10 protein-coding genes are annotated in these 10,414 nt (G+C 36.5%); 5 read left to right on the top strand and 5 right to left on the bottom strand.

What is annotated here, in order from left to right; translation table 11 throughout:
- Positions 1 to 421 precede the first annotated feature (421 nt).
- Both F960_RS21220 and F960_RS21215 read right to left on the bottom strand, forming a co-directional pair.
- Entirely contained in the window at positions 422 to 937 is a 516-nt protein-coding gene (locus tag F960_RS21220; RefSeq protein ID WP_228134738.1) for a peptidylprolyl isomerase, read from the bottom strand.
- Positions 938 to 1,161: 224 nt separating this feature from the next.
- The gene (locus tag F960_RS21215; RefSeq protein ID WP_004871764.1) at positions 1,162 to 2,235 is read right to left on the bottom strand and encodes an alpha/beta hydrolase; all 1,074 of its coding nucleotides are present in this window, start codon (positions 2,233 to 2,235) and stop codon (positions 1,162 to 1,164) included.
- A gap of 203 nt (positions 2,236 to 2,438) precedes the next feature.
- Between F960_RS21215 and F960_RS21210 the strand changes: the two genes are divergently transcribed.
- Complete coding sequence (locus tag F960_RS21210) at positions 2,439 to 3,185, top strand: hypothetical protein (RefSeq protein ID WP_004871762.1); 747 nt, start codon at positions 2,439 to 2,441, stop codon at positions 3,183 to 3,185.
- 162 nt (positions 3,186 to 3,347) lie between these two features.
- Here F960_RS21210 and F960_RS21205 read toward each other — a convergent pair whose 3' ends face one another.
- Both F960_RS21205 and F960_RS21200 read right to left on the bottom strand, forming a co-directional pair.
- Complete coding sequence (locus F960_RS21205) at positions 3,348 to 3,593, bottom strand: hypothetical protein (protein ID WP_035374212.1); 246 nt, start codon at positions 3,591 to 3,593, stop codon at positions 3,348 to 3,350.
- A gap of 435 nt (positions 3,594 to 4,028) precedes the next feature.
- The gene (locus F960_RS21200; RefSeq protein ID WP_004871757.1) at positions 4,029 to 4,265 is read right to left on the bottom strand and encodes a hypothetical protein; all 237 of its coding nucleotides are present in this window, start codon (positions 4,263 to 4,265) and stop codon (positions 4,029 to 4,031) included.
- 690 nt (positions 4,266 to 4,955) lie between these two features.
- Between F960_RS21200 and grpE the strand changes: the two genes are divergently transcribed.
- The 4 genes from grpE to F960_RS21180 all read left to right on the top strand — a co-directional run bounded on the left by grpE (position 4,956) and on the right by F960_RS21180 (position 8,827).
- The gene (gene grpE / locus F960_RS21195) at positions 4,956 to 5,492 is read left to right on the top strand and encodes a nucleotide exchange factor GrpE (RefSeq protein WP_004871755.1); all 537 of its coding nucleotides are present in this window, start codon (positions 4,956 to 4,958) and stop codon (positions 5,490 to 5,492) included.
- A gap of 115 nt (positions 5,493 to 5,607) precedes the next feature.
- Positions 5,608 to 7,551 (top strand): molecular chaperone DnaK, encoded by a 1,944-nt coding sequence (gene dnaK, locus F960_RS21190; protein ID WP_004871753.1) that lies wholly within the window; start codon positions 5,608 to 5,610, stop codon positions 7,549 to 7,551.
- 88 nt (positions 7,552 to 7,639) lie between these two features.
- Positions 7,640 to 7,891 (top strand): hypothetical protein, encoded by a 252-nt coding sequence (locus tag F960_RS21660; RefSeq protein WP_004871752.1) that lies wholly within the window; start codon positions 7,640 to 7,642, stop codon positions 7,889 to 7,891.
- 555 nt (positions 7,892 to 8,446) lie between these two features.
- Positions 8,447 to 8,827 (top strand): hypothetical protein, encoded by a 381-nt coding sequence (locus F960_RS21180; protein WP_020847070.1) that lies wholly within the window; start codon positions 8,447 to 8,449, stop codon positions 8,825 to 8,827.
- A gap of 64 nt (positions 8,828 to 8,891) precedes the next feature.
- On the opposite strand, the gene F960_RS21175 is transcribed toward F960_RS21180, so the two are convergent.
- On the bottom strand, positions 8,892 to 10,190 hold the full coding sequence (locus F960_RS21175) for a lytic murein transglycosylase (RefSeq protein WP_004871746.1): 1,299 nt from the start codon (positions 10,188 to 10,190) through the stop codon (positions 8,892 to 8,894).
- Between the last annotated feature and the right edge of the window lie 224 nt (positions 10,191 to 10,414).

Raw genomic sequence — 10,414 nt, 5'->3', positions numbered from 1 at the left:
CTTTATAAGTAAAGCTCTTAAACTTGGCTCATCAATTTTCTGACAAATATTTCTCAAATAAACTTCGAGTAATTTCTACCAATCAATCAATGATAATTTTTTTCAATGATCAACCAGCAAAAATCCACACAAGTTGTTCTTCATAATCTCTTAATGATCAACTCACCACCTCATCAGTAGTGAAAATCTAACACAATACAATCTCAACAACTTAACCCTCTAAGCTAAGTTCGTTTGCTGTATCGCGTCGGGATGAGTGCATTATAGGGCATTTTTTTTAGTGCGCAAGTGCTTTTAACTGATTGTTTTTCTAAGTGTTGTATTTTTATGCACTATTTTGGTTCACTTTTATACTAATTTATCGCTAAACATTTAAATTTAAAGCAGAAATATGACATTAATATTTCTGCTTTATTTTTTATTATTTTTTAGGGTTTGTGCTTGTCATTTGTATAGACAAGATTTTAACAGGGTGATTTGGTACATTTTCAAACGCACCGTAGTTAGATGTAGGTACTTTCGCGATCTTGTCTACGATCTCCATCCCTTTAACAACTTTACCAAACACCGCATAACCCGGATTGCCGCTCGATCTATTTAAGAAGTTGTTATCCGTTAAATTGATAAAAAACTGACTTGTTGCTGAGTTAGGATCATTGGTACGCGCCATAGCCAAAGTGCCACGATCATTTTTCAATGCATTAAAAGATTCGTTCTTAATCGGTGCTTGTGTGCTCTTTTGCACCATATTCGCTTCAAAGCCACCGCCCTGAATCATAAAGCCAGGAATAACGCGGTGGAAAATTGTGCCTGCATAAAAATTGCTTTTTACATAGTTTTCAAAATTTTTAGTCGAGATCGGCGCTTTGTCGTCATAAAGCTCGATGTCGATATTTCCCATGGATGTTTTAATTTGCATATTTGTATTGGCATACATATAGGTGCTTGCCAAAGCTAAAGTTAACCCCAGTGCAATTTTCTTCAAAGCCTTTTCCTCAATCTCGTTGTTACGGTAGAATGTTTATCTTAGAGATTTATACAAAGATTATCCGTTAAATTTTATTGTCATTAGGGTCTCTTTATTTTATTCGCTATTACAGTTCTCTATTCTAATTGTGAAACAACTTGCGTTTCACGTGAAACGCAAGTTTTGTGTGACTATTAACTATATTTATCCCAGAATTTTCTAAAGTCTTTGCTCATTTCAATCACGTATTTTTTAGCTTTTTTCGAAACTGGCGTTAGATTAATAAATCCATGTGTTTGGTCTTCATAATCTTGATAATGCACTTTGACACCATTTTGGCGTAGCTTATATGCATAGATCTTACCTTCATCGTGCAAGACATCATGCCCTGCTGTCACGATGTATGCTGGTGCAAGTTTTTTCAAATTGCCATAGGTTGGTGAAATAACCGTATCATCTAGATCGACATGATAGGCATTTGGATATTTCTCAGTGACAATATCAATATCAGAACCTGTCAGCACCAAACCATCTTTATAGGCAAAGAATGATGGATGACGGCTTTTAAAATCAACAGCTGGATAAATCAAAAATTGTGCCTGCGGCGCATAAACAGCTCTCGACGTTCTCTGAGCCAAGACTGCACAGATATTGCCACCTGCGCTATCGCCTGCAATCGCAATTTTATTTTTCAAAATTTTAAAGTTTCGGCGATTTTGATAAACCCAAGCCAAAGCATCTTCGCACGATTGAATAAGCGCATGAGGACCAACCTCTGGTGCAAGTGGATAATCAATGCTTAACACCTGAGATTTGCTATGCACTGCAAGTAAACGGCACATTTCATCATGAGAATCTACACTTCCTGCCACAAAACCACCGCCATGATAAAACACAATCAATGGGAGCTTTTTGTTGGGGGCAGGATGATAATGTCGTGCATACACACTACCGCTCTGCAATGGCAAACGAATATCTTCAACAAATTGGACATGGGTCGGTTTATTGACGATAGATTGCGTTTGCAAATCCATCTGCTTACGTGCTTTTTCAATATCACCCTTACCTAAAAATCCACGAATTCCTTGTTTATGCTGAACAGCCATCAGACATTTAGTAAAACTATCTAATTGTGGATATTGATAAGGGTATCCCAACAATTTAACGATCGCTTCCTGAGCAAATGAAGGAAGTCGATCAAGTGAACGTGCTGCAGGTCCTTGTCCTTTATCAGCAAATTCTTGAAGATTCTTTTTTACATTGACCATGTGTCCGCCTCTTCTTTTAGACCCTTCATATTGTCTACACGATCACGTGATTTATGACTATATTCTTATACAAGTCTACTAATCTATATACAAATTCTTAACTAGAATAAGCTAATCTGAGCACATAGCATTTGTCATTGACAATTTATCTACGAAACAGGAATTTTTTGGCTATTCCTGCACAATTTGCTGGAGGTCATCTCATGGCTACAAAAATTATAATGCTTTCCCTTGCCACAACCGTTTTATTTTCAGGTTGCGTCGCTTTAGACGACGGTTATTATGGCAATGGTTATAGTGGTGGCTATTCTTATCCAACAACTTATTATAATAGCTATTCTGGTTATTATAATGGTAACTATAGTAACGTTTATCACAACTATATCTGGGAAACCGACCGTGTCATTTATAAAAATGACTATAGTCGTTGGCAACGTGATCGCGATATGCAAATGCGTTTTGCACAAAGTCGCCAAAAATATTGGAATGATCGCAATCGTCCAAATTCAAGGTGGAATCAAAACCGTGATCATGACAAAAATGATCAGCAAAAATGGGATTGGAAACAAAACAATCAGCACGATAATCGGCGTCCTGACTGGCGTGATCAAAATGGCAATAAAGATCAGCAAAAATGGACGTGGAATCAAAATCGCCCTAAACCAAACACTCAAAGCCCACAAAATAAACCTGATTGGTCTAATCGCCCACAGAATAGTACTTCAACCACTCGACCAGGTTGGTTGGGACAAGGTCAACAACGACCAACTCAAAATGGGCAAAATAACCGTCCAGGCTGGGGACAACGTCCAACACAAAGCAATCAACAACATGGTTGGAATGGGCAACGACCTAACCAAGCCACAGGACAAAGCACTAAACCGCAGCAAAACAACCAACAGAATCGTAAAAGATGGCAAGATTCTAAAGATCAAGATAAACAGAAATAAGCCATTGATGCATTGCGAAAAAGCCCAGTCATTTGATTGGGCTTTTTTGTAAAAATAGACAGTACAGGCATCCGATCTACTGTCTATTCTCAAAGGTTCAAACATTCAGAATAGAATTTGATCTAGATCAGTTCTGAATAAGCGTTTTTTAATTATTGAGAGTTATTGAGCTGTCGCTGGCGCAGTTTCACTGCTATCTGCTGGTGCTGCTTGAGATTGGTCTGATTGTAAAGTTGGGTCAGCTTGAACAGCAACATTACCTTGAGCACCCGCACTTGCCGTCGTATCCGCTACAGGCGCTTGAGACGATGCAGTTTCAGGATTTGAAGCAACTTCTTTAGACGCACACCCAACAGTAGCACCAGCCAAACCAGCCAATACAAGTGAAATTAAAGCCAATTTTTTCATCATTGATTTCCTTCTTTCTTCAAAATAAAAATGCAAAACACTAAAATGTCTTGCGAGGCCTATGATTCCTTGTTTTTCTTTGACTCGCGCACATGATTGGTTGGACTTTTAAGGTGCTCAAGTACAACTTCTGCAATTTTTTATTAAATCAAAGATTTATCTAAAAATTGTGTTTATATTGAAATAAACATTTGAAAACCTGAATATTTTTATGGTTTTCAAGCAAGAAAAGCGCACTGAAATAAAAAATTTGAGATAACTACTGCAATATAAAATTGCGGATGTTTAACAATGTAAGCCAAAAAATTCGATTTTTTTAACTAAAAATGCTTTGATTTGATGCTTATTGCCTTATTTTTAGAAAATCAAACTCAAAAAAAATGCCCGAATCATTCGAGCATCATCTTTTTCTATCCATCGAACTTTATCAATAGATTATTGAGCAGCGATATCAGTATCAAGATCAGACGCTGTATTTGCTGCTTCAGTTTGGGTAAGTGTCGGATCAGCTTGTAATGCGACATTGGTTTGCGCATGCAAGTGGTGACCTTCGATCATCGTCGTATTGCCCGCATTTACACTTTGTTGATTGTGTGCATTTGGTGTTGAAGTACAAGCTGATGCAGCTAAAACCAACACAGCACATAGAGATAATTTCGCTGACATTTTCATATACACACTCTGAGATCTACCCTTTTGCAAGGTACATAGTATAATCCACTTCAATGGATGTTTTTTTAAACATTTTTAAAGTTTTGAGCTATGTTATTTAAAATCAAAAAAATTTAGTTTGTAATAAGCAAAAAAAGAGCTCATTCAAGGAGGTTGAATGAGCTATAAAAACACAAGTTTTAAAAAATACATCAGGAACTACAGCACCGAATATTTCAGCAAGAATATCGGTATTTTTTTAGAGCGTAAAAGACTATTTTTCTCTAAGTTTTAGACATTTTAACGATAAATAAAATCTTTTTTATATATTTCAAGATCTTTGCCTTGTATATTATTCAAACAACCCATGAGAACGATCAACACGCTTATGTAAACTTTTTTAAAGAAATGTGTCTTTCAGTGAGCCAAACCGAAGCTTCAATCTCCTCTATTTTCAAAAAAATAAAATTTCTCATTCTACATCAACGCTTAAATCATTTAATTTTTGAAAATAATTTCAAATCATGCAACGTATTCATTCAAAATAAATTCAAATAAGCTAAATATTGTCAGTTTAAGCTTGAATTTTCTGCGCTCGCCCATACTTCATTCATTATTAATGAATTTAACGATCATGGCAGTTTGTGAAAGCAGTGATCCAACTGAACAGGACTGTGCATGTTTAAAAACCCATTTAAACGGAGATCATCAATGGCTAATGAGCAAAATGAACAGGCTCAAGACATTCAACAAGAGCAAAATGCCCAAAATGAAAATGTAGAGCAAGTCAGCGAGCTGGGCATTGAAGATTTGCAAGCGAAAGTCACAGAACTTGAAGACAGCTTGAAATTAGAAAAAGCACGTGCAGCAAATGCAATCTATGAAGCTGAAAAAACTAAAGAACGTTTAACACGTGAAGCTGAAAAGCATAAAGATGCTGTACTTGAAAAATTTGCCAAAGAATTACTCAATTCTGTAGACAATTTAGAACGTGCAATTCAAGCCGCTGGTGCAGAAGAAAATCCAGTGGTCGAAGGTGTCAAACTGACGCTTAAATCTTTGTTAGCTACACTTGAAAAATTTGGCGTGGTTGAAGCAGATACCACAAATGGCTTTAACGCAGACTTACACCAAGCTGTGGGTATTGATCCAAATGCCAAAGCAAATCAAATCGGCAATGTATTGCAAAAAGGTTATACCTTAAACGGTCGTTTACTCCGCCCTGCCATGGTTATGGTTGGTCAATAAGGTTTTAAATGAGAATTTTCGAAATTTTTTAGAAAAAAAACTTGAAAAATTTTGATTGGCTCTCATATCGGATAACAAGCAGAAACATTGCAAAAGAATTTAGAGGAAAATATAAATGGCTAAAATTATCGGTATTGACTTAGGTACTACAAACTCATGTGTTGCAGTACTTGAAGGCGATAAAGTTAAAGTAATCGAAAACGCTGAAGGTGCACGTACAACTCCATCTATCGTTGCGTACAAAGATGGTGAAATCCTTGTAGGTCAATCTGCAAAACGTCAAGCAGTGACTAACCCTAAAAATACATTATTCGCGATCAAACGTTTGATCGGTCGTCGTTATGATGATGCTGCGGTACAAAAAGATATTGGTATCGTTCCATTTAAAATCATCAAAGCAGACAACGGTGATGCTTGGGTTGAAGTAAACGACAAAAAACTTGCTCCTCAACAAATTTCAGCAGAAGTTTTGAAAAAAATGAAAAAAACTGCTGAAGACTATTTGGGTGAAACAGTAACAGAAGCTGTTGTTACAGTTCCTGCATACTTCAACGATGCTCAACGTCAAGCAACTAAAGATGCTGGTCGTATCGCGGGTCTTGATGTAAAACGTATTATCAACGAACCAACAGCTGCTGCGCTTGCGTTCGGTATGGATAAAAAAGAAGGCGACCGTAAAGTCGCTGTTTACGACTTGGGTGGTGGTACATTCGACGTATCAGTAATCGAAATTGCTGACCTTGATGGTGACCAACAAATCGAAGTGTTATCAACTAACGGTGATACTTTCCTTGGTGGTGAAGACTTTGATAATGCATTGATTGACTATTTAGTTGAAGAGTTCAAAAAAGAACAAAACTTCGACCTTAAAAATGATCCACTTGCATTACAACGTTTGAAAGAAGCTGCTGAAAAAGCAAAAATTGAGTTGTCTTCTTCTAACTCAACTGAAATTAACCTTCCGTATATTACTGCGGATGCGACTGGTCCTAAACACTTAGTGATCAACGTAACTCGCGCAAAACTTGAAGGTTTAGTTGGTGATTTGGTTGCACGTACAATCGAACCTTGTCGCGTAGCATTGAAAGATGCTGGTCTTTCAACTTCTGACATTTCAGACGTGATTTTGGTTGGTGGTCAGTCTCGTATGCCACTTGTACAACAAAAAGTACAAGAATTCTTTGGTAAAGAGCCACGTAAAGACGTGAACCCTGATGAAGCTGTAGCAATGGGTGCTGCAATTCAAGGTGCGGTATTGTCTGGTGACAAAAATGACGTATTGCTTCTTGACGTTACACCGTTGACTCTTGGTATTGAAACAATGGGTGGTGTGTTAACTCCGATTATCGAGAAAAACACAACAATTCCTGCGAAAAAATCACAAGTGTTCTCTACAGCAGCAGATAACCAACCAGCAGTAGACATTTCAGTTTACCAAGGTGAACGTAAAATGGCTCAACAAAACAAATTGTTGGGTAACTTCCAATTAGGCGACATTCCACCTGCTCCACGTGGTGTGCCACAAATTGAAGTATCATTTGACATCAACGCTGATGGTATCTTGAAAGTATCTGCGAAAGATAAGAGCACTGGTAAAGAGCAATCGATCCAAATTAAAGCAAACTCAGGTTTGTCTGATGCTGAAATCGATGCAATGATCAAAGATGCTGAAGCAAATGCTGAAGAAGATCGCAAATTTGAAGAGTTAGCAAAAGCGCGTAACGAAGCTGATGCTTTAGTTGCAAGCTCTAACAAAGCAGTGAAAGATCTTGGTGACAAAGTAACTGAAGATGAAAAAACTGCGATCGCAACTGCGGTAACTGAGCTTGAAGGTTCTGCTAAAAACAATGATGTTGATGACATCAAAGCGAAAACAGAAGCGCTTCAAAACATCTTGATGCCGATCACTCAACGTGCTTATGAACAAGCACAAGGTCAAGGCGATGCTCAAGGTTTTGATCCAAATCAATTCGGTGGTGAAGCTGGTCAGCAACAACAAAAAGCTGATGACGGTGTCGTAGATGCTGAATTCACAGAAGTTAAAGATGACAAAAAATAATTTGTCGCTTTAGAGAAAACCGCGCTTAAGCGCGGTTTTTTTTATGTTAAAATTTTTCAATAAAGTATAAAAACAATAAGGGAAATGCATGCTTAAAGTCATCTCACTGACTGTATTGATCTATTTTATATTAGAAATTATTTGTCATGTATTTGCAGTCTATGTCGCAAAAATCATTGAACGATCAAATCAAAAATCATCGCAAGGCAATGTTTTACATAAGAAGTTTATTCAACAAACTTTTTATCGTTTGATGCTACTTTTCAGTATATTTGCGATGAATCATCTCTATGCTGAGTTGGTCTTTTTTGAAAAAAATCAAAACTTGGTTTATGCATAGAGTGCTTGTGTCATTGTTATTTTATTATTTTTGGTCTGGTGGCTAAATGCCTATATTATTCGCTCTGCAATGGCCCACCAAGTACAGAAACAAGCAGTCGTTGAGAGTTATAAAGAAAAAATAAGCTATATCATGCTACATTTCAAAGAATATCTTGCCATCTGCAATACTGAAGATTATTTAAAAAAATCAGCAAAATTAAATTATTTTCTCAGTTTTATTGCATTCATTTTATTGTTTTTTGACATTAAAATTTTATATTTCTGAGCATCTATTTCAGCTGAAAAATGTATTCAATCTTGCGAGCCCATCCATCTCAAATAGTTTCGAAATCAAAATACTGTTTTAACCTCAAGATTTATTTTTATTGATCGATCCTTATTGGATATTTTTAAAAAATTTAATCTTTTCACACTGTTAAAATCCACTAAAGATTTTAGCTCGCTTTTTAAAATAATGTATAAATCCCTTAATTATTTTAAGTATTTAGCTTTTTAATAATCGGTTTTTGAATCATTTCATGCTATTGTTCAATAAAGGCAACAGCGTGGAGAAATGGAAGTGAGCTACTATCATATTATTCTTGAAGTAAACGATCATATCAGCACCATCAAGCAAACTCGTGATATAGAGATATTTGATATAGTCGAAATTCAACCTTATCTTCATGCAATTTTATTGCCTTATTTCAATGAGCAAATGATTGAACTAGAAGATGAAAATGTCGAGTTTGATGATATTTTACATCTTGAAGTAAAACAAACATTATTGCCGATTCAACATTTAATCGAAGAAGAACAACGTCAGTTACCAAGCAATTCAGATGTGACGATTACGGCTTATGAAATTTTTAATGATCGTGATCATACTCAAGATGTAACCACAGTCATTATGGATATTTTAGATGCCGTAAAATTAGATCATTCAAATGAATAGTATCCAATTTTCAATAAAAAAGGTCTGAATAAATCAGACCTTTTTTATTAGATTTTTTATACAGTTACTGCATGATTTGACCAGCATTTTGGTTGCGCAGTACAGACAAAATTTGTTGCCCTGCTCGTCCAGTCGCTTTTAATCCAAGTTTCATTTGTTCTTGTTGAATTGCTTGACGAGTTTTATCACCGATTAAGCCATCTGCATCACCGATGTCATAGCCTTTTTTTAACAAATAATTTTGTATTTCACGGCGTTCCGCACGAGAAGTTCCAGCATCATCTGTTGGCCAAGGCGTTACAAATTCACCTTTACCTTGCAAACGATCGGATAAATGCGCGATTGCTAGAGCGTAGCTTTCCGCAGCGTTATAACCATAAATTGCATCAAAATTTTTAAAAACTAAAAATGCTGGACCATTTGCACCTGCTGGCATCATCAAACCTGCGGAAATACTATCGGATAAATTTCCCTGAATAATCGGTGTGCCATCCACACGTGTAAATCCACGATTGACCCAACTACTCAAAGGCTTTTTATTACGGCGGCTCTCACCTGCTACGCTTGCTCCCGCTGGAATTTTCACCTCAAAACCCCAAGGCATGCCTGTTTGCCAACCACCTTTTTTCAAAAAATTAGCCGTCGAAGCCAAAGCATCAGGAACACTAGAAACTAAGTCACGGCGACCATCCCCATCAAAATCAACCGCTAGGCGTTCATAAGTTGATGGCATAAATTGGGTATGTCCAAAAGCACCAGCCCATGAGCCTTTCAACTGATCAACCGTTAAATCACCTCGTTGCAAAATACGCATCGTCGCAAAAAATTCAGAACGGAAATAACTTTGGCGACGCCCTTCACAGCTTAAAGTTCCCAAAGCTTGTAACAATGGATATTTACCTGAAATATCACCAAAATTACTTTCTACGCCCCACACTGCAACGACTGTTTCAGCAGGTACGCCATAGGCAGCTTGTACACGGTTGAGCACATCTCGATATTGCGCGATTTTTTCACGACCTTTATCTACACGCTCTTGATCGACCAAACCAGACATATAATCCCAGATCGGTTTTGAAAATTCTGGTTGATAATTCAATTTATCAATCACAGAATAATCAGGAGTCAAATTTTGCGTATAACGGTCATAGGTATCACCACTAACGCCAGAAGCAACAGCTTGAGAACGTAAATTTGCGATACAATTTTGGAAATTATTATTGGATGAATAACTTTGATTTGAAGCACTTGAATTTTGTACAGGTGTTACCGTTGAAGTTGTAGAACCATTAATAATAAGTTCTGCATTTGCCTGCGTCATCGCCAAACACATCGAACCAAAAATAAATGATAAACGTTTCATAAGATCTCAAAATTTTTAAATTTAAAATTATCAACCTAACATAGCATCTCAGACATAAATTGATAGGAATAAAACGTAAAATTTGAATTCATTCTTTGGTTTTAAATTTATTTCTATTTTTTAAATTCATTTATTGTTTTTGAATTTAAAAATTTTTATCCACAAGCCAATGTTTCAAGCACTTTTAAATTCATTCTCAAACAAGATTTAAATTTAAACTTTTA

The sequence above is a fragment of the Acinetobacter gerneri DSM 14967 = CIP 107464 = MTCC 9824 genome (genome assembly GCF_000368565.1).
Taxonomy (GTDB): Bacteria; Pseudomonadota; Gammaproteobacteria; order Pseudomonadales; family Moraxellaceae; genus Acinetobacter; species Acinetobacter gerneri.
The sequence above is the reverse complement of the archived record's forward strand: the minus strand, read 5'-3'. Positions and strand labels throughout refer to the sequence as shown.

Bases quoted from the DNA above. Each gene is read 5' to 3' on its own strand.
- F960_RS21220 (WP_228134738.1), bottom strand. From the start codon at position 937: ATGTATGCCAATACAAATATGCAAATTAAAACATCCATGGGAAATATC.
- F960_RS21215 (WP_004871764.1), bottom strand. From the start codon at position 2,235: ATGGTCAATGTAAAAAAGAATCTTCAAGAATTTGCTGATAAAGGACAA.
- F960_RS21210 (WP_004871762.1), top strand. From the start codon at position 2,439: ATGGCTACAAAAATTATAATGCTTTCCCTTGCCACAACCGTTTTATTT.
- F960_RS21205 (WP_035374212.1), bottom strand. From the start codon at position 3,593: ATGAAAAAATTGGCTTTAATTTCACTTGTATTGGCTGGTTTGGCTGGT.
- F960_RS21200 (WP_004871757.1), bottom strand. From the start codon at position 4,265: ATGAAAATGTCAGCGAAATTATCTCTATGTGCTGTGTTGGTTTTAGCT.
- grpE (WP_004871755.1), top strand. From the start codon at position 4,956: ATGGCTAATGAGCAAAATGAACAGGCTCAAGACATTCAACAAGAGCAA.
- dnaK (WP_004871753.1), top strand. From the start codon at position 5,608: ATGGCTAAAATTATCGGTATTGACTTAGGTACTACAAACTCATGTGTT.
- F960_RS21660 (WP_004871752.1), top strand. From the start codon at position 7,640: ATGCTTAAAGTCATCTCACTGACTGTATTGATCTATTTTATATTAGAA.
- F960_RS21180 (WP_020847070.1), top strand. From the start codon at position 8,447: ATGGAAGTGAGCTACTATCATATTATTCTTGAAGTAAACGATCATATC.
- F960_RS21175 (WP_004871746.1), bottom strand. From the start codon at position 10,190: ATGAAACGTTTATCATTTATTTTTGGTTCGATGTGTTTGGCGATGACG.